The 19696-nt window shown below is 71.6% G+C and carries 14 protein-coding genes; 13 read left to right on the top strand and 1 reads right to left on the bottom strand.

What is annotated here, in order from left to right:
• The 10 genes from JWN97_RS19550 to JWN97_RS19505 all read left to right on the top strand — a co-directional run bounded on the left by JWN97_RS19550 (window position 1) and on the right by JWN97_RS19505 (window position 15298).
• Window positions 1–621 (top strand): acyltransferase, encoded by a 621-nt coding sequence (locus JWN97_RS19550; protein WP_297626916.1) that lies wholly within the window; start codon window positions 1–3, stop codon window positions 619–621.
• Window positions 618–1757, top strand: a complete 1140-nt coding sequence (locus tag JWN97_RS19545) for a Gfo/Idh/MocA family oxidoreductase (RefSeq protein WP_297626913.1) — start codon at window positions 618–620, stop codon at window positions 1755–1757. Before JWN97_RS19550 ends, JWN97_RS19545 begins: the two co-directional genes overlap by 4 nt.
• Complete coding sequence (locus JWN97_RS19540) at window positions 1754–2755, top strand: NAD-dependent epimerase/dehydratase family protein (RefSeq protein ID WP_297626910.1); 1002 nt, start codon at window positions 1754–1756, stop codon at window positions 2753–2755. Before JWN97_RS19545 ends, JWN97_RS19540 begins: the two co-directional genes overlap by 4 nt.
• Window positions 2752–3903 carry a DegT/DnrJ/EryC1/StrS family aminotransferase gene (locus tag JWN97_RS19535; RefSeq protein ID WP_297626908.1) on the top strand — a complete coding sequence of 384 codons (1152 nt, stop codon included), beginning with the start codon at window positions 2752–2754 and terminating at the stop codon, window positions 3901–3903. Before JWN97_RS19540 ends, JWN97_RS19535 begins: the two co-directional genes overlap by 4 nt.
• On the top strand, window positions 3891–4544 hold the full coding sequence (locus tag JWN97_RS19530) for a NeuD/PglB/VioB family sugar acetyltransferase (RefSeq protein ID WP_297626905.1): 654 nt from the start codon (window positions 3891–3893) through the stop codon (window positions 4542–4544). The genes JWN97_RS19535 and JWN97_RS19530 overlap by 13 nt, the downstream gene beginning before the upstream one ends.
• Window positions 4541–5671 (top strand): DegT/DnrJ/EryC1/StrS family aminotransferase, encoded by a 1131-nt coding sequence (locus JWN97_RS19525; protein ID WP_297626902.1) that lies wholly within the window; start codon window positions 4541–4543, stop codon window positions 5669–5671. Before JWN97_RS19530 ends, JWN97_RS19525 begins: the two co-directional genes overlap by 4 nt.
• Window positions 5668–6669, top strand: a complete 1002-nt coding sequence (locus tag JWN97_RS19520) for a glycosyltransferase (protein ID WP_297626899.1) — start codon at window positions 5668–5670, stop codon at window positions 6667–6669. Before JWN97_RS19525 ends, JWN97_RS19520 begins: the two co-directional genes overlap by 4 nt.
• Window positions 6670–6810: 141 nt before the next feature.
• Window positions 6811–11547 (top strand): DUF4082 domain-containing protein, encoded by a 4737-nt coding sequence (locus tag JWN97_RS19515; RefSeq protein ID WP_297626896.1) that lies wholly within the window; start codon window positions 6811–6813, stop codon window positions 11545–11547.
• Window positions 11548–11615: 68 nt separating this feature from the next.
• Complete coding sequence (locus tag JWN97_RS19510; protein WP_297626892.1) at window positions 11616–13127, top strand: oligosaccharide flippase family protein; 1512 nt, start codon at window positions 11616–11618, stop codon at window positions 13125–13127.
• The gene (locus JWN97_RS19505) at window positions 13124–15298 is read left to right on the top strand and encodes a glycosyltransferase (RefSeq protein WP_297626889.1); all 2175 of its coding nucleotides are present in this window, start codon (window positions 13124–13126) and stop codon (window positions 15296–15298) included. Before JWN97_RS19510 ends, JWN97_RS19505 begins: the two co-directional genes overlap by 4 nt.
• Here JWN97_RS19505 and JWN97_RS19500 read toward each other — a convergent pair.
• A complete protein-coding gene (locus JWN97_RS19500; RefSeq protein ID WP_297626886.1) occupies window positions 15265–16392 on the bottom strand; it encodes a glycosyltransferase in 1128 nt (375 codons plus the stop codon). The two genes, JWN97_RS19505 and JWN97_RS19500, sit on opposite strands and share 34 nt — an antisense overlap.
• A gap of 175 nt (window positions 16393–16567) precedes the next feature.
• On the opposite strand from JWN97_RS19500, the gene JWN97_RS19495 reads away from it, so the two are divergent.
• The 3 genes from JWN97_RS19495 to JWN97_RS19485 are packed head-to-tail and all read left to right on the top strand — an operon-like array spanning window position 16568 to window position 19691.
• Window positions 16568–17356, top strand: coding sequence for a hypothetical protein (locus tag JWN97_RS19495; RefSeq protein WP_297626883.1), 789 nt, complete (start codon window positions 16568–16570; stop codon window positions 17354–17356).
• Window positions 17357–17362: 6 nt separating this feature from the next.
• Window positions 17363–18760, top strand: a complete 1398-nt coding sequence (locus JWN97_RS19490; RefSeq protein ID WP_297626880.1) for an O-antigen ligase family protein — start codon at window positions 17363–17365, stop codon at window positions 18758–18760.
• Window positions 18747–19691, top strand: a complete 945-nt coding sequence (locus tag JWN97_RS19485) for a glycosyltransferase family 2 protein (RefSeq protein ID WP_297626877.1) — start codon at window positions 18747–18749, stop codon at window positions 19689–19691. Before JWN97_RS19490 ends, JWN97_RS19485 begins: the two co-directional genes overlap by 14 nt.
• Window positions 19692–19696 lie beyond the last annotated feature (5 nt).

Below are 19696 nucleotides of genomic sequence, written 5' to 3'. Positions count from 1 at the left end.
ATGTCCCGCCCGCCCACCCGCAGGGGAGCCGACACCGTCGTCGCCCCCACAGCGTCCATCGAGGACGGCGCCCGCGTCGGCCCCGGCGCCCAGGTGTGGGACCAGTGCGTGGTCCGCACCGGCGCCGAGGTGGGTGCCGACACGATCCTGGGTCGCGGCGTCTACGTCGGCCCCGGCGCCCGGATCGGCGAGCGCTGCAAGGTCCAGAACCAGGCGCTGGTCTACGAGCCGGCCGTCCTCGAGGACGGCGTCTTCATCGGCCCCGCCGTCGTGCTCACCAACGACACCTACCCCCGGGCGGTGACGCCCGACGGGCGGCTCAAGGGGGCCGAGGACTGGGAGGCGGTCGGGGTGACCGTCCGCGAGGGAGCGGCCGTCGGGGCGCGCGCGGTCTGCGTGGCGCCGGTGACCATCGGACGCTGGGCCAGCGTCGGCGCCGGGTCCGTCGTGACCCGGGACGTGCCCGACCACGCCCTCGTCGTGGGGAGCCCTGCCCGCCAGGTCGGATGGGTCGGTCGCAGCGGCGTACCCCTCGTCTCCGACTCGCACGACCGATGGATCTGCCCGAGGTCGGGCGAGGTCTACGTGGAGACCCACGGACGACTGGAGGAGGCGCGATGAGCACCGACCCGAGCAGCACGCCGGGCACCACCCCGAGCACCCGGCTGGGCATCGCCGTGATCGGCGCGGGCTACTGGGGACCCAACCTGGTCCGCAACTTCGGCGGCTCGCCGCACTGGGACCTCCGGATGGTCTGCGACCTCGACCTCGACCGGGCGCGGCAGGTCGCCGGTCCCCACGTCGAGGTGACCGACAGCCTGGAGAGGGTGCTCGACGACCCGGACATCACCGCGGTCGCGATCGCCACCCCGGCACGCACGCACCACGGACTCGCGCTCCAGGCGCTCCGCGCCGGCAAGCACGTGCTGGTGGAGAAGCCGCTGGCCGACAGCGTGGCCAACGGGCGGGCCATGGTCGACCTGGCCGAGGAGCAGGGTCTCGTCCTGATGACCGACCACACCTACTGCTACACCCCCGCGGTCCAGAAGATGCGCGACCTCGTGGTCAGCGGTGAGCTGGGCCAGGTGCACTTCATCGACTCGGTGCGCATCAACCTCGGCCTGATCCAGCCGGACATCGACGTCCTGTGGGACCTCGCGCCGCACGACCTCGCGATCCTCGACTTCGTGCTGCCCGGAGGGCTGCCCACGGTCGGCATCGGCGCCACGGGTGCCGACCCCATCGGCGCCGGCAGGGCGTGCGTCGGCCACCTGACGCTGCCCCTGCCCGACAACGGCCTGGCCCACGTGCACGTCAACTGGCTCAGCCCCACCAAGATCCGCCAGATGGTGATCGGCGGCTCGCGCCGCACCCTCGTCTGGGACGACCTCAACCCCCAGCAGCGGCTGAGCATCTACGACCGCGGCGTCGACCTGGCCCGTACGTCGGTGGGCAGCACCGACCGCGCCGCCTCGTCGGTCTCCTACCGGCTGGGCGACACCTGGTCACCGGCCCTGCCCGAGCGGGAGGCGCTGGGCTCGATGGTCGGAGAGTTCGCGGCCGCGATCCGCGAGGGACGCCCGGCGCTCACCGACGGACGGTCCGGCCTGCGGGTGCTCGAGGTGCTGGAGCAGGCCTCGCGGCGCCTCTCCGACTCGTCGCACGCGCCGGCCGTCGACGCCCACCCGGTGCCGGCGGGACCCCCACCGGTGCCCCGCCCGACCGTCGCCGAGCCGGTCCTCGAGGTCGTCCGATGACCGCGCTCGCCGGGGCCACCGCCCTCGTGACCGGCGGCGCCGGCACCATCGGCTCGACGCTCGTCGACCAGCTCCTCGAGGCCGACGTCGCCCGGATCGTGGTGCTCGACAACCTGGTGCGGGGGCGGGAGGCCAACCTCGAGGACGCCCTCGCCGGCGACCGGGTCGAGCTCGTGCGCGGCGACATCCGCGACCGCGACCTCGTCCACGACCTGACCCGCGGCTGCGACCTGGTGTTCCACCAGGCCGCCATCCGGATCACCCAGTGCGCGGAGGAGCCGCGGCTCGCCCTCGAGGTGCTCGTCGACGGGACGTTCAACGTCCTCGAGGCGGCGGCGGACGCCGGCGTCGACAAGGTGGTCGCCGCCTCGTCCGCGTCCGTCTACGGACTGGCCGAGCAGTTCCCCACGCCGGAGTCCCAGCACCCCTACGCCAACGACACCTTCTACGGCGCGGCGAAGACCTTCAACGAGGGCATGCTCCGCAGCTTCCGGGCGATGAGGGGCCTGGACTACGTCGCGTTGCGCTACTTCAACGTCTACGGACCGCGGATGGACGTGCACGGCCTCTACACCGAGGTGCTGGTGCGGTGGATGGAGCGGATCGACGACGGTCGACCTCCGCTGATCTTCGGCGACGGACGACAGACGATGGACTTCGTCTTCACCTCCGACATCGCCCGCGCCAACGTGCTGGCCGCCGCCTCTCCGGTGGTGCAGGGCGTCTACAACGTCGCCCGCGGCGAGGAGACCAGCCTGCTCGACCTGGCCCGGACGCTGCTCCACGTCATGGGCTCGGACCTGTCGGTGGAGCACGGGCCCGAGCGCGGCGTCAACGGCGTCGTACGCCGCCTGGCCGACACCTGCGCCGCCGAGCGCGACCTCGGCTTCGTCGCCCGCACGGGACTGGAGGAGGGCCTCCGCGACCTGGTCGAGTGGTGGCGCCCGCTGCGCGAGGAGATCTCCGCCGGACGGCCCGAGGCGGCGGTGGCGCGATGAGCCTCGACCAGCAGCTCTCCCGCATCAACGTGATGCAGCCCTGGCTCGGCGAGGAGGAGGTCGCCGCCGTGTCCGAGGTGCTGCGCTCCGGCTGGGTCGCCCAGGGCCCCCGCGTCGCCGCCTTCGAGGCGGCGTTCGCCGAGTCCCAGCAGGCGGCCCACGCCGTGGCGGTCAGCAACTGCACGACGGCGCTGCAGCTGGCGCTCGTGGTGGCCGGGGTCGGACCCGGCGACGAGGTCGTGGTGCCGTCGTTCTCCTTCGTGGCCACCGCCAACGCCCCGACGTACGTCGGTGCCACGCCGGTGTTCGCCGACGTCGACGAGACGACCGGCAACCTGACCCCCGCCACCATCGCCACAGTGGTCACCGCCCGGACGCGGGCGGTGATCGCTGTGGACCAGGGCGGCGTGCCGCTCGACCTGCGGGCCGTCCGGGCCTGGTGCGACCCCCTCGGCATCACGGTGATCGAGGACGCCGCGTGCGCGGCGGGATCCACCGCCCACGGTCGTCCCGTCGGCGCGGGCGCCGACATCGCCGCGTGGTCCTTCCACCCCCGCAAGCTGTTGACGACCGGCGAGGGCGGCATGCTCACCACGTCGCGGGCCGACTGGGCCGACCGGGCCCGGCGCCTGCGCGAGCACGCCATGAGCGTCTCCGCCGCCGACCGTCACGCGAGCGTGCTGGCGCCGCCGGAGTCCTACGCCGAGATCGGCTTCAACTTCCGGATGACCGACCTGCAGGCCGCCGTCGGCCTGGTCCAGCTCGGCCGCCTCCCCGCGATGGTGGCCCGCCGACGTGAGCTCGCCGCGACCTACGCGCAGGCCGTGGCCGACCTGCCCGGACTGCGGATGGTCGCCGACCCGGAGTGGGGCACGACCAACTTCCAGTCCTGCTGGCTCGAGGTGCTGCCCGACCACCCGCTGGACCGCGAGGAGATGATGGTGCACCTCGCCGAGGCCGGCATCTCCGCCCGGCGCGGCATCATGGCGGCCCACCGCCAGCCGGCGCACGCGGACCGCGACCACGTGCCGCTCCCGGTCACGGAGCGGCTCACCGACCGCACCCTGATCCTGCCGCTGTTCCACCAGATGACCGACTCCGAGCAGGCGCGCGTCTGCGACGCCCTCAGCACCGCGTGGCGACCGTGACCGGCCTGCTGCTCGTGGGGGCCAGCGGCCTGGCGCGCGAGGCCACCTCCGTGGCGGTGATGATGCGGCACGGAGGCCCGGTCAACATCGTGGACGACAACCCCGCGACCTGGGGCACGCTGCACGGCCTCACCCCGGTGCTCGGGTCCGTCGACCTGGTCCCCGACATCGTCGACCACGACGTCGTGCTCGCGCTGGGCAAGGGCCGCTTCCGCCGCCGGGTCGCCGTACGCCTCGACATGCTCGGGGTGGACGCAGCCCGCTACACGTCCGTCGTCCACCCGCGCGTCGTGCTGCCCGGCAGCTGCTCCATCGGCGTCGGCTCGATCGTGCTGGACGGGGTCGTGCTCACCGCCGACGTCGAGGTCGGGCGGCACGTCGTGCTGATGCCGCAGGTCGCGCTGACCCACGGCTGCACCGTGCACGACTTCGCGACCATCTGCGCGGGCGTGTCCCTCGGCGGTGACGTCGAGATCGGCGAGGCCGCCTACCTCGGGATGAACTCCAGCGTGCGCGAGGGCGTGCGCGTCGGGGCCGACGCCACGCTCGGCATGGGGTCCGTGCTCCTCGAAGACCTGCCGCCCGGGGAGACCTGGGCCGGCGTACCTGCTCGACCCATCCGGATCGGAGTCCACGCATGACAAGCATCCCCTTCGTCGACCTCGCCTCGCAGCACGCGGAGGTCGCGGCGGAGGTGGAGGCCGGCATCGCTGCCGTCTTCGCCGCGACCGCCTTCGTCGACGGCCCGCCGGTGGCGGACTTCGAGCACCAGTACGCCGAGTTCGTCGGCGTCGAGCACTGCGTCGGCGTCGCCAACGGCACCGACGCCCTCGAGCTCGCCCTGCGCGCGGCGGGTGTCGGACCCGGTGGCGAGGTCGTCATCCCCGCCAACACCTTCGTCGCGACGGCGGAGGCGGTCTCGCGGATCGGCGCCGTGCCGGTGCCGGTGGACGTCGACGACCAGCGCCTGCTCCTCGACCCGGCGGCCGTGGAGGTGGCGATCACCGACCGCACCCAGGCCGTGGTCGCGGTCCACCTGTTCGGCCAGCTGGCGCCGATGGACCGGCTCGCAGAGGTGTGTGAGGCAGCAGGCGTCGCGCTCGTGGAGGACGCCGCGCAGTCGCAGGGCGCCCGGCACGCCGGGCGCGGCTCCGGGGGACTGGCGCTCGTCGGGGCGACCAGCTTCTACCCCGGCAAGAATCTCGGTGCGGCCGGCGACGCCGGCGCCGTCACGACCGACGACGCGACGATCGCCGCCGAGCTCCGCCGACTGCGCAACCACGGCTCCTCGGTCCGCTACGTGCACGACGTGATCGGGATGAACTCCCGTCTCGACACCATCCAGGCGGTCTACCTGCGGGCCAAGCTCGACCGGCTGGAGAAGTGGAACGAGCTCCGCGTCCGCGCGGCCGCCCGCTACGACAGCCTCCTCACCGACGTCGGCGGCGTACGACGTCCGCTGCTGGGGGCCGAGGGTGAGCACGTCTGGCACCTCTACGTCGTGCGGGTCGCCGAGCGCGACCGGGTCCTGGCCGAGCTCGGCCGGGCGGGCGTGGGCGCCGGGATCCACTACCCCTACCCGGTGCACCGCACGGGCGCCTACGCGCACCTGGGTCTCGGGCCGGGCACCGCGCCGGTGGCCGAGGCGGCGGCGGAGGAGATCCTCTCGCTGCCGATGCACCCGCACCTGACCGAGGCCATGCAGGACCGCGTCGTCGACGTGCTCGCCGCCGCGGTCGAGGCACACCCCGAGAGGAACCACGCATGACCACCCTGCTCGTGGCCAACGACGGCGGCCACCTCATGCAGCTCCACACGCTCCGCCCCCGCCTCGGCGTCGGCGACGACGTCGTCTGGGTGACCGTGCGGACTCCCCAGACCGAGTCGATGCTCGCCGGCGAGCAGGTCCACTGGATGCTGCCGTGCCCGCCCCGTGATGGGGCGGCCGTCGCCCGCAACGCCCTCGCGGCCCGCACGCTGTTCCGCGAGCACGACGTACGTCTCGTGGTCAGCACCGGCGCCGCCCTCGCGCTCGCGGTGCTCCCGCAGGCGCGCCTGCGCGGCATCGAGACGGTCTACATCGAGAGCGCCACGCGGCGCGACAAGCCGTCGCTGTCCGGGCGGGCCATGGCCGCCATGCCGGGCATCACCACGTTCAGCCAGTCCAGCGACCTCGACAAGGGGTCGTGGCACTACCTCGCGTCCCCGTGGGACCTCTACGACGTGACCCCGACGGCCCGGCCCTCGATCCGGTCGATGGTCGTCAGCCTCGGGACCCAGGAGGACTACGGCTTCCGGCGACTCCTCGAGCGCCTGGTGCCGCTCGTGCCGTCGGGCACCCAGGTGCTCTGGCAGACGGGCTGCACCGACACGACCGGCCTCGGCATCGACGGCCGGGCGCGGGTCCCCGCGGAGGAGATGCGCACAGCGATCCGCGACGCCGATGTCGTGGTCGCCCACGCCGGCACCGGCATCGCGCTGATGGCGCTGGAGAACGGCAAGTTCCCGGTCCTGGTGCCGCGCCGCGCCAAGCACGGCGAGCACGTCGACGACCACCAGCTGACGATCGCGCTGGACCTCGCGCTGCGCGACCTGTGCATCTCGCGGGACGCCGACAGCCTCAAGGAGCGGGACCTCGTCGCGGCAGCGAGCCACCGGGTCTCCAAGGTCACCGACCCTCCGCCGCTGCTGATCAGCGGCGTACGCGTCCCGCGCCAGCGGGGCGTGGCAGCCGCGGCAGCGGTGGTGGCGGCCGTAGACGCATGACAGGCCCCGCGCACCGAATTGTGGGGATATCGACCGACGGCCGACTCCCGGCCGGGGTGAGCGCGACCAAGATCAGTCCGTGACGTCAGTCGCGCGTCGAAGGGTGGGGTGGGCATGACCAGCACAGGTTCGGTTCGAGGTGTGCGCAGGACACGATCGTGGGGTGCGAGGGCCTCCGCCCTCCTCCTCGTGGCGGCGCTCAACGCGCTGGCCGGTCCGGCGCTCCTGGGTGGGCCCACACCCGCGAACGCCGCTGACCCGTGTGCAGCCGGCGGCAACAAGGTCGCCTGCGAGAACTCCAAGCCCGGCACCGACGCTGAGATCTGGGACATCGAGGGTGCCGGCTCCGACTCCATCCAGGGATTCTCCACCGACATCTCGGTCAACGTCGGCCAGCGGATCGACTTCAAGATCAAGACGGTCGCGACGTCCTACACCATCGACATCTACCGGATCGGCTACTACCAGGGCCTCGGTGCCCGCAAGATCGCCTCGGTGACGCCCAGCGCGTCCCTTCCGCAGAGCCAGCCCAACTGCATCACCGACATCGCCACCGAGCTCTACGACTGCGGCAACTGGGCGGTCTCGGCATCGTGGAACGTCCCGTCCACGGCGGTGTCGGGCGTGTACGTCGCTCTGCTCAAGCGGAGCAACGGCGACGCCAGCCACATCACGTTCGTCGTGCGTGACGACGCGAGCACGTCCGCCGTGGTCTTCCAGACGTCGGACCCGACGTGGCAGGCCTACAACACCTACGGTGGCTCGGACTTCTACCAGGGCGGCGCCAACGGGCGTGCCTACAAGGTGTCCTACAACCGCCCGGTCACGACGCGTGGGGACAACGGCGGTCGTGACGCTTTCTTCTCCGCCGAGTACCCGATGGTCCGGTTCCTCGAGCAGAACGGCTACGACGTCAGCTACATCGCGGGCGTCGACACCGACCGCCGGGGCAACCTGCTGACCAACCACAAGGTCTTCCTCTCGGTCGGCCATGACGAGTACTGGAGCGGGGCGCAGCGGGCCAATGTCGAGGCGGCCCGCGCGGCTGGGGTGAACCTGCAGTTCCTCAGCGGCAACGAGGTCTACTGGCGCACCCGCTACGAGCCGTCCCTGGACAGCAGCCACACGGCCTACCGCACGCTCGTCTCCTACAAGGAGACGTGGGCGAACGCCAAGATCGACCCGTCGCCCCAGTCGACGTCGACGTGGCGCGACCCGAGGCTCGCGCCCAGCAGCCAGGGGGGCGGTCGACCCGAGAACAACCTGACCGGCACCGCCTACATCTCCAACTTCAGCGAGCTGCCCATCACCGTGAGCTCGGAGGAGGGCAAGCTGCGCATGTGGCGCAACACCTCCCTCGCGTCCCTTCCTGCCGGCTCGAAGGCAGCGCTGTCCGATGCGACCATCGGCTACGAGTCCAACGAGGACCTCGACAACGGTCACAGACCTGCCGGCCTGATCAGGATGTCGACCACGATCGGCGACGTCCCGCAGGTCCTCCAGGACTTCGGCAACGTGACGCTGCCCGGGCAGACCGAGCACCACATCACCCTCTACAAGGCGGCCAGTGGTGCCCTTGTGTTCAGCGCGGGCACGATCCAGTGGTCGTGGGGGCTCGACGACACGCACGACCGGGTCGGCGGCCCTGCCGACGCCCGGATGCGGCAGTTCCAGGTGAACCTGTTCGCCGACATGGGGGTCCAGCCCTTCGCCCTCGCCTCGGGCCTGGTGACCGCCACCAAGAGCACCGACACCACCGCACCGACCGTGGCCATCACCGCGCCCGCCACGACGGCCAACCAGGACAACGGCAAGGCGGTGACCGTCACCGGCACCGCCAGCGACGTCGGTGGTCGGGTGGCGGGCGTCGAGGTGTCCCTCGACGCCGGTGAGACCTGGCACGCGGCCACGGGCACGACCTCCTGGTCCTACACCACTCTCCAGCGCGGGGTCGGTGCTGTCAGCGTGCGGGCGCGAGCCATGGACGACAGCGCCAACATCGGCGCCGCAGTGACCCGGGCCTACACGGCGAAGTGCCCGTGCAGCATCTTCGGGACGTCCGTGCCCAAGACGCCGGCCGTCGACGATGCCTCGTCGGCCGAGCTCGGCCTGCGCTTCATCGCGGGTGGGGACGGCTTCGCCACCGGCGTCCGCTTCTACAAGGGCACGGGCAACACCGGCACCCACGTGGGCTCGCTGTGGAGCTCGTCCGGGGCCAAGCTGGCCACCGTCACGTTCAGCGGTGAGACGGCGTCCGGCTGGCAGCAGGCGAGCTTCGCCTCGCCCGTCGCGCTCGCGGCGGGGCAGACCTACGTCGTCTCCTACACGGTGCCCAACGGGCACTATCCGGTGCAGTCCTACGCCTTCGCGGCCAGCCCGCTCGACACGGGTGCCCTCCTCGTCGAGGGTGGCTTCGGCGCCGCATCGGCAGGGGTCTTCGGGTCCGCGGGATCCTTCCCCAACCAGTCCTACCAGGGCAGCAACTATTACGTGGACGTCCTGTTCAACACCCAGGACGCCTCGCCGCTGATCGCGACCAACCAGCTCCCGCTGGCCGGGTCCTCGAGCGTGCCGGTCGGCTCGACGGTGTCCGCCCGATTCACCAAGCCGCTGACCGCCGGCAGCGCCGGGCTGGTGCTGAAGGACTCCACCAACGCGACCGTGGCGGGCACGACGGCGTACGACGCCACGACGCGGACGGTCACGTTCACGCCGAGCCAGCCGCTGGCCGGCTTCGTCACCTACACCGCGACCGTGTCCGGCACCGACGCGCAGGGCAACCAGGTGTCCGCGGGCACGACGTGGTCCTTCCGGTCGGCGAAGCCCCCGGCCACGCCAGGGGTCTGCCCGTGCACGCTCTTCGACGAGAACGAGGCGCCGACCGTCCTGGAGGCGACCGACGGGTCGCCCGTGACGGTGGGCACCCGCTTCACCACGACTCAGAACGGGATGATCACCGGCGTCCGCTTCTACAAGTCGCAGGCCAATACCGGGAGCCACGTTGGCACCCTGTGGAACGCGGCCGGCACGGCGCTGGCGTCGGGGACGTTCACGGGCGAGTCGACGGCCGGTTGGCAGGAACTGATGTTCGCGCAGCCGGTGTCGGTGAACCAGGCGACCGACTACATCGTCTCCTACCACTCACCGACGGGCCTGTTCTCCCACACCACGAACGGCTTCCTCGCCGAGAACCAGTCCCGAGGACCGATCACGGTGACCGGGACCTCCGGGTCGTACTCCTACGGAACCGGGTTCCCGGGCTCGAGCTCGTCGAACAACTACTACGTGGATCCGATCTTCGCCTACCCGGCACCCTCGATCTCGGTCACCTCCCAGGACCCCGCACCGGGAGCGGTTGGGGTGGCGCGTGGCAGCGTGGTGTCGGTCCGCCTGTCGGCACCGGTGGCACCCGGTTACACGTTCGCCCTGAGCCAGTCAGGAACCGCAGTCGCCGGGACGACCACCGCCAGCGCCGACAGGACGAAGCTGACCTTCACCCCGACACAGCCGCTGCCCAAGGACGTGCTCGTCACGGCGTCCCTCACGGGAGTGGTGTCCGACGAGGGGGCAGCCCTTCCGGCGCAGCAGTGGACGTTCCGCACGTCCGGCGACGACGACGTGTCCCGCCCGCAGAGCATGTTCGGTGACCTCGTGCCCCAGGTGCAGGCCGCCGACGACAGCGCCTCGGTGGAGCTCGGGACCCGGTTCGTCCCGGCCGCGGACGGCAAGGTGACCGCCATCCGGTTCTTCAAGGGGGCCGGCAACGGTGGCACGCACACCGGGTCGATCTGGAACGCCGCAGGCGTCCGGCTCGCGACGGTGACGTTCACCAACGAGACCGTGACGGGGTGGCAGACGGCCGTGCTCGCGACCCCGCTCGACGTCTCCGAGGGCCAGGAGTACGTCGTCTCCTACCTCGCTCCGCAGGGCCGCTACTCCACGACCCCGCAGTTCTTTGCCAATGCATGGGTCGACGGTGATCTCACCGCCCCGGCATCGTCCAACGGGCGCTACGTCTACGGCAGCGGCTATCCGGCCTACAGCTACAACGCCACGAACTACTTCGTGGACGTGGTCTACCGCAAGGGCGTGCCGACCATCACCTCGACGGGTCACACCCCCGCCTCGGGTGCGACCGACGTGGCCACCTCGGTCGCCCCCACCGTGTCGTTCTCCGCGCAGATAGCGACGGGCTGGTCCTTCACGGTGAAGGACGGGGCGACCACGGTGCCGGGCACGGCCGCGCTCTCGACGGACGGCAAGACGCTCACCTTCACCCCGACCGGCGGCCTGCCCGCCGGCAAGACGCTGACGGCTACCGTCTCCGGAGTGGTCTCGACCCGCGGAGCCGTGCTCGCCACGCAGACGTGGTCCTTCACGACGAAGGCGTCCGCGACCGCGGTGTCCACCCTGCTCGGCAGCTCCACACCGGCGACGGCGTCGTCGGGCGACTCGAGCGACATCGAGCTTGGCATGGCCTTCACCACCAGCAAGGCAGGTTCCGTCAAGGCGATCCGCTTCTACAAGGGGGCCGGCAACACCGGCACCCACACCGGATCCATCTGGAGCTCCGCCGGCGTCCGGCTCGCGACGGTGACCTTCGCCAACGAGACCGCCAGTGGTTGGCAGACAGCGGCCCTGGCCTCCCCGCTGGCCCTGACGCCGGGGGAGACCTACGTCGTGTCCTACTACGCACCCAACGGCAACTACTCCCTCACGGGCGCCTTCTTCACCAGTCCGGTCACGTCCGGGCCCTTGACGGCCGCGGCCACCCAGAACGGCCGTTACGTCTACGGGTGGGGAGGTGGGTTCCCCGCGTCGTCGTGGAATGCCACCAACTACTTCGTGGACATCGAGTTCGAGTACGCGGTGCCCTAGGGCCGACCTGGTGGGGGTACGGCCCGGGGGACGGGCCGGCAACAGTGATGTGACGTAGTGGGGGCACAGTGAGCAGGACCGAGGGACGGCACCTCCTCGACAAGCGCGCGCCGGAGCGGGACCGATCAGCGACGGCCCCGCCCGGGGCGCGTGGCCTGGAGTCGCGGGTCCGGTCGGGCGCCGTCTGGGGGGTCGTCAACAACCTCACCATCCGCTTCGCCAACATCGCGGTGATGGTGGTCGTGGTCCGCCTGGTCTCGCCCGAGCAGTTCGGCGTGTTCGCCGCGGCCCTGACGGTGTCGGTGGTCGTGAGCGGGTTCGCCGACTGGGGAGTCGCGGCCTACCTGGTCCGCGGCGACGTCGACCCCGACGACGTGGGCCCGACGGTGACTGCGATCGCCATGCTGAGCGGTGTGGTCCTGGCGATCCTGGTGTGCCTGTCCGCTCCGCAGCTCGCGGCGATGTTCGGAGCCCCGGCCGCCGTCGAGGAGATCAGGGTCATGTCCCTGGTCCTCGTGGTCGGAGGGATCATCGCCGTGCCCACCGCGTTGCTCGCGCGGGAGTTCCAGCAGGGTCGACTCTTCGCTGCGACCGTGGCCGGCTTCGTCCCGTCGAGCATCCTGCTCGTGGTCATGGCGCACCACGGTGCCGGGGCGATGTCGTTCGCCTGGTCCCGGGTTGCCGCCGTCGTGTTCCAGGGAATCTTCATCCTGCTCGCGGTCGGTCGGGTCTACCGTCCCCGCATCACGTCCCGCCATCTGCGCCACGTGTTCGCCTTCGGGCTCCCGCTCGCCGGCGCCAACCTCGTCAACTACGCCCTGGTCAACGCCGACTACGCCCTGGTCGGCAACCAGTTCGGCGCGGCCTACCTCGGCGTCTACATGCTCGCGTTCAACGTCTCGTCCTGGGCCACTGCGGTCCTGAGCGGGGCCATCAACGGCGTCGCCATGCCCGGGTTCTCCCGCGTGTGGGGCGACCGCGAACGACTCTCGCTCGCGCTCGGTCGCTCGACCCGCGCGGTGTGCCTGGTCGCCTTCGTCATCGCCGCGATGACCTACGTGCTGGCCGAGCCGCTCATCCGCGTGCTCTACGGCGCACGATGGGACGAGGCGGCGCCGGTGCTCGAGATCCTCGCCGTCTACGGCGGCTCCTTCGCTGTCGTGTCGCTCCTGTCCAACCTGCTCGTGGGTGCGGGGCGCACGTCCCGCGCGCTGGTGATCCAGGTCGTCTGGCTCGCCGCACTGTTCCCCGCCATGGCGTTCGGCGCACGCGCCGGCGGGCTCGAGGGCGTCGCCTGGGCCCACGTCGGGGTCGTCGTGCTGGTCGTCCTGCCCGCCTACGCCGTGGCGGTGTCGCCGTTGGTGAACGGACTGCCGGGCATCCTGGGTCGCGCGGTCGTGTTCCCGCTGACCAGTGCCGCAGTGGCCGCGGCGTGCGCTGCAGTGGCGATGCGTGTCGTCGACGGGCCCGCCACCCAGCTGCTTGTCGGGGCCGGGGTGGGAGGCCTCGTCTACGTGGCCGTCGCTGGTCGCTCGTTGCGAGCCGTGGCCACGGCAGGTCGCGGAGGAGAGGTCGGATGACGGCCGCTCCGGACCTCGAGGCGAAGCCGCGCCTGCTGTTCTTCCGCTGGGTCCGCCCGGACCTGGCGCCCTTCGTGCACGACCAGCTCGCCGAGCAGGTGCGCGGCCTCGCGCTCTTCTTCGACGTGACGGTGGTCGACCACGACGGTGACTTCGACGCGCTGTGCGACCGGCACCGGCCCGACCTCGTCCTGTTCGAGTCCGGTGTCTACGTCGGTCACCGGCGGCTCACCAACCTCGACCGGCACAAGCACGTCCCCCGGATCGGTTTCCTCAACTCCGATGCGTTCGATCCGGTCCGCGGCGTCTTCCTCGCCGACATGGCCGACTGGGGCGTCGACACCTACTTCACGGTGTCGGCGGCGATGGGCGCCTACACCCCCGAGATCGCGGACCGGCTCTTCTACTGGCCCAACTGGGTGGACCCGGAGGTGCACCGCGACCACGGCCTCCCCAAGGTCGTACCCGTCCTGCTGACCGGCAGCCAGGCGCGCCACTACCCGTGGCGCAACCGTGTCAACAAGGTGCTCGCGCAGCACTACCCCGTCCTCTCGACCCCCCACTTCGGGTGGACGGACTCGGACGGAACCCGGTCGATGCCGGTCGGCGAGGCCTACTCTCGACTGATCAACTCCGCGTCGTTCGCGCCCAGCTGCGGCAGCTTCACCCAGGACTTCGTCCGCAAGCACCTGGAGATCCCCGCCTCGGCGACCTGCCTCGTTGCCCAGGACACCCCCGCCATGCGTGCCGCGGGCTACGTCGACATGGTCAACTGCGTGCTCGCCGACGAGGACGACGTGCGCGACAAGGTGCACCACCTCGTCACGCATCCCGACGAGCTCGCCGAGGTGACCGGCGCAGGGCGACGCCTGGTCTTGGAGCGGCACACCGCCGAGCAGCGTCGCCAGCTCCGCGACTGGTACGACCTGACGACGAGCACGGGCTCGTCCTCCGGCCTGGTCCAGGACGACCCGTTCGCGCCGGTCCGGTCGGCGTCGTCCGGGCCCGCGGCCGTTGCCCCGGCGTGCACCGCGGAGGACCGCGCCTACCTGCTCGAGGGGTGGGCGGCCGTGCAGGGCGGGCGACTGCGGGCTGCCGAGCGCGCCTTCACGGGCGCCGCCAGCTTCCAGTACATCCCCGAAGCGGTCGTCGGCACCGCCACGGCGCAGCTCCTCGACGGCCGGGCCGGGGACGCCCTCGCCTCCGTCTCCCACCTGATCGAGCGGGTGGACCGGCTCTACGAGCCCACGACCCCCGATCCGGTCCAGTGGTCGGTGCTCATCTGGGCGCGACTCTGCCTGGGTGACTCGGCCGGCGCCCGCGAGGCGGCCGAGGGCCACCCCGGCCTCGGCCACCCCGAGCTCGACCGCACCCGCGTCGTCGTCGCCCGGGTGACGGGAGCGTCCCTGCCTGCTCACGTGTGCGTGCCGCGTCCGTCTCCCAACCCGCTTCCGACCGTGACGTGGGCCCAGTGGCTGCAACGGCTCGGGTCGATGCTGGAGGCCAACGGCCAGGTGGAGGCTGCCGGGGTGGTCGCCTCCCTCGTCGGCGAGCCCGACCCCCTGCGGGGAGGCGCAGGCGAGCGGACCGTCGGTCCGGTGACCCCTGCTCGCGTCACACCCGTTCCCTCCTCCGGGACCACCCGACGCGGTGCCGGGACCGCGGTGCGGCTCGCCACGACGGGGCTCCGCGGCGCACTGGGGCGGGGAGCCGAGCAGCTCCGGGAGCGTGCCCGGCGGCGGGTGGGCCACGAGTGGCTGGAGTCGCTCACCGACGTGGTGGAGCGCGAGGCGCTGGACGACGTGCTCGTCTTCGGTGCGTCCCGCCTGAGCCTCAGGGAGCGCTCGATGCGGCTGGCCGTGGCACGCAACCCTCGGCTGCCCCGGGTCTTGGACGTCGTCGCACCGGGACCCGGGTCCAGTGGTCCCCGAACGCTCGTCCACGTGGGTCGGCACGCGGCGATCACACCCGCGGTGGACGATGCCGCCCGGCTGGCACGGGTGGTGATCCTCGAGGAGGCCCTGCGCAGTCCGGTCACGCGGCTGGCCGACGAGCTGACGTGGAGCGGCGACTTCGAGCTGGTCGCGCAGTCGCGCCACCACGGCGGCTACTACATCTTCCGACACCGGCTGGGGAGTCAGCGCCCCAGTGCTGCGACCCTCCAGTCCTGATAGCGGTGGGACCAGTCATGGGCAGACCTGAAGTCTGCGAGCTCGTCAGCGGTGGGGCGGGGCAACGCTCGGGCGGCGATCACCGCGGGTGCGAGCGCCGCGCCCTCCTCGACCAGCAGGCACCTCTCGGAGACTCCGCGCATCGGCTCGAGGTCGGTGGCGACGACGGTCGCGCCGGCAGCGAGGTACTCGTAGAGCTTGAGCGGGCTCATGGCCTCGGACATCGGCGTACGACGGTGGGGGATGAGGCACACGGTGGCGCGCGACATCATCTCGAGGACGACGGGCCGTGGTTGGGGGGGCATCACGTGGACGTTCGGCAGGTCGGCCAGGGTGGCGAAGCGCGGCGGGTCCTGAAGCGGACCGACCAGCACGACCTGCCACTCGGGAAGGTCGAGGGCGAGCCGTCGGACGGCGTCGACGTCGACCCGCTCCTGCAGCGCCCCGACGTAGAGCGCCACCGGCTCGACCAGCTCGTCGAACCAGCTCGGGACGACAGCCGCTCCGGGCTCGTGGTCGACTGCGCTGATGCCGTTGGGCACGACGCTGCCGCGCGGCGACCCGATCCGGTCCACGATGGCGCGGGTGACACCGATGACGTTGACCTGTCGTTGGGCCATCAGCTCGTAGCTCCTGGCGACCAGGTCGGTCACGTGCGAGTGCCGCGGATAGCTGAGCCAGTCGTCCCAGCCGTAGTAGACGACGTCGCTCCAGTGCTCATCCTCCGCGACCGCGGCCAGCACGGGGTGGCAGCTCACGAGGACCGGCCGTTCCTGGCCCAGGCGTCGGCTTGCCGAAGCGAGCCACTGGTCGAGCCGGCGGTAGGTCTCCATCGACGTCTGCACCGACGGGTTGTCCTGACGACGCCACCTGCGGGGCTGCAGCAGGTGGCGGCGGGGCAGGTGGGGGAAGCCCTCGTCCGCGTCGTGACCTCGGCGCCGGAGCCGCTCCAGCTGGCTCCGCAAGGGATTGGCCACCACGACGCTGTCCAACGACGCATCGTTGAGCAGGTGCAGGGCCACGCGATCGGGCGACCACGAGAACTGCCGGGTGAGACCGTCTGCCCACGTGTGGTACGCCAGCGCGAGCGTCACCTCCGAGTGGGATGGACGTGGCGGCAGGGTCACGGTGTGGGCTCGCGATCGGTGGGTCCGGCACTGGCCCCTCGCACGATAGTGGCGGGATCGGCCGACGTGGAGCGAAAGCACGATCCCGTCGCCGGCGCGTCGATAGCATCAATTCGCCCAGGCACTGAGGAGAGCGACACATATGGACTTCATTGACGGTGTGATGGTGCTGCGGCGGCGGTGGTGGATCTTCCTCCTGGGGCTCGGCCTGATCGCCGGTGGCGTCGTCGTGGTGCGCTCCGTCGTACCGGTCCAGTACCAGGCCTCGGGGCTGATGCTGTTCCTGCTGCCAGCGGACGCGCCCGAGGGCAACGCGCGGGTGAACCCCTATCTCAACCTTCCCTCCGGCCTGACCACGACCGCCTCGCTGATCGCCTCCGAGGCGGTCTCCGACGACGTGGCCGGGGAGCTCGCCGACGCGGGCTTCGACGCCGCCTACTCCGTCGCCCTCGTCCCCGACACGGGTCCGCTCCTCACCATCACCGCCACGGACACCGACAACGATGTGGCCGTCGCCACGCGGGATGCAGCCATGGACTGGGTGGAAGCGCGCCTGGTGGACATCCAGGACAGCGTGGACGCCCCGGAGTCACAGGTCATGTACACCACGCGGACGAGTGTCACCACCACTGCCGAGGTGCTCTCGGGGAGTCGGCTTCGCGCGATGGCCGGTGCGGCTGCCGGGGGACTCGTGCTCCTCCTGCTCGCGGTGTTCGTGATCGACCGGTTCCTGACCCGGCGCGAGCGGCGCTCGGTCCCGGTGGCGGTGGCTGCCGCTCCGCCCGATCCGGACGAATCGGCTGTCGAGAGGGACGCTCCCGAGGAGGTCGAGTCGGCGGCTGCGGCTCCGAAGGCCGGGTCGGGCCGATCAGGTCGATCGGGCCGATCGGGGCGCACGAAGAAGCGCCCACGTCCGAAGGTCTCGAGGTGATGCATCGTGGCTGCCCTGTCGAGCAGGATCCGCTGGCCCGGGGTCGCTGAGGCGGCCGCACGTCGACGGCACCTCCCGGCGGCCCACCTCGTCTGCGTGTACGTCGTCCTGCTGCTGGGGTTGCCGTCCGTCCTGATCTTCGCTCCGCTCGGCTCGCCCGGGACACCGGCCAACATCTGGGGCCTCGGCGCCCTGCTGTGGTGGGTGCTGGCGACGCTCGGCGGGCACAACCCCGTCCGCGGCCTCACTTGGTACCGCTGTGCGACGGGCCTGTTCGTGGTGGCGGTGCTCTGCAGCTATGCCGCGGCGATGGCCCACGGGTGGTACTCCCCGGCGCACCTGCGCCGCGGCATCAACGACTTCACACTGATGGTGCCGTCGGTCACCGAGCTCGCCGACGTGCAGGTCAGCGCGGCTGACCGCGGCCTGGTCGCCGTCTTCGCGTGGGTCGGGATCACCCTTCTTGCTGCCGAGGGGCTCCGATCCTGGCGCGAGCTCGAGCGGGTGATCAGCTGGCTGGTGTTCCTCGGCGCCTTCATGTCCGTGCTGGGCATCGTCCAGTACCTCACGGGCCTGAGCATCACCTCGCTCTACGCGATCCCGGGTCTCAGCGCGAACTCCGAGTTCGGCGGCGTGGCGTCCCGGTCGGTGGTGAACAGGGTGTCGGCCACGGCGGCGCACCCGATCGAGTTCGGGGTCGTGATGGCGGCGCTGCTTCCCCTGGCGCTGCACCGCACCGTGCACGAGTGGGGGAATCGCTGGGCCCTGCTCCCGACGGTGCTGATCGCCGTCAGCGCGGGACTCTCCGTGTCACGGTCCGCCGTCGTGTCGACGGTGGCCGCCCTCTTCATCGTCCTGCTGGGGTGGCCGGCCAGGTGGCGGATCCGAGCGCTGGCGCTGCTCCCGTTCGCCGTCGTCGCGATGCGCTCCGCGTTCCCCGGTCTGCTCGGCACCATCTATGCGTTGTTCTCCAACCTCGGCAACGACCCGAGCATCTCCGGGCGCACCACCGACTACGACGCGGTGGCCATGCTGTGGGGGCAGAGCCCGACGTTCGGCCGCGGTTTCTTCACCTTCGTGCCGCAGTTCTACCGGATCCTGGACAACATGTACCTGCTGCTCCTCCTCGAGCTGGGAGTGGTGGGCCTGGTGTGCACCCTGGTGCTCTTCATGACCGGGTTCCTCTCGGCACGTGCCGCGCGCTCACGGGCGCTCGACGCGCGGTCGCGCCACCTGGGCCTCTGCCTGTCGGCATCCCTGGCCGGCCTCCTCCTCGCCCTCGGGACCTTCGACGCACTGGTCTTCTCGATGACCGCGGGGACGCTGTTCCTGCTGCTCGGTCTCTCCGCGGCAGCCTGGCGCCTGAGCGCCGAGGAGAGGGGGGCCGCCGATGCGCCCGGATGAGCGTCCGGACGAGCGCCCGGACGAGCAGGTGGTGGTGGCCGTGGTCACCTACAACAGTGCAGCCCTGGTGGGTGACCTGATCGCTTCCCTGCCCCTCGGCATGGGGGAGGTGCCCTGGCGCCTCGTCGTGGCCGACAACGACTCCCACGACGGGTCGTTGGAAGCGGTCCGGGCGTTGGCGCCGAAGGCCGTGCTGGTGCCCGTCGGTCGCAACGGTGGCTACGCCGCCGGCATCAATGCCGCCGTGGCCGCGACCGGGGTCGGTCGCGCCGTGCTCGTGCTCAACCCGGACGTACGGCTCACCCCGGGCTGTGTGCCGGCGCTGATGGAGGCCTTGGCGCTGCCCTCGACCGGTCTCGCCGTCCCGCGCCTCCTCGACGGTGACGGCGTCCTGGTGCCGTCGATGCGCCGCGAGCCCACCGTGCTCCGTGCGCTGGCCGACGCGGTCCTGGGTGCCTCGCGGGCCGGCGGCCTCGGCACGCTGGGCGAGGTGGTGACCGATCGCACTGCCTACGACCGCCCCAGGACCACGGACTGGGCCGAGGGATCGACGCAGCTCATCAGTGCCGAGTGCTGGCGCGCCTGCGGGCCGTGGGACGAGAGCTTCTTCCTCTACTCCGAGGAGACCGAGTACCACCTGAGGATCCGTGACCTCGGCTACGTCACCCGCTACGTGCCCGCCGCGACCGCCGTCCACCTGGGTGGCGACTCCACGACATCGCCGAGGCTGTGGTCGATGCTGGTCGCGAACCGGTTGAGGCTGTTCGCGCGGCGCCATGGGCGCGTGCGCACCACCGCCTACTGGACGGTGCTCCTCGCCCGCGAAGTGAGCCGGTCTGTCCTGGGGAAGCAGACGTCGCGCGCCGCCGTCCGTGCGCTGGTGTCCCCGTCGACGCTGCGAGCCCCTCGCGGTCCGGACTGGTCCCCGTGACGGGG

This window comes from Nocardioides sp., assembly GCF_025965415.1.
Taxonomy (GTDB): Bacteria; Actinomycetota; Actinomycetes; order Propionibacteriales; family Nocardioidaceae; genus Nocardioides.
Note: the sequence above shows the minus strand (reverse complement) of the source record. Positions and strands in the feature narration are given on the sequence as shown.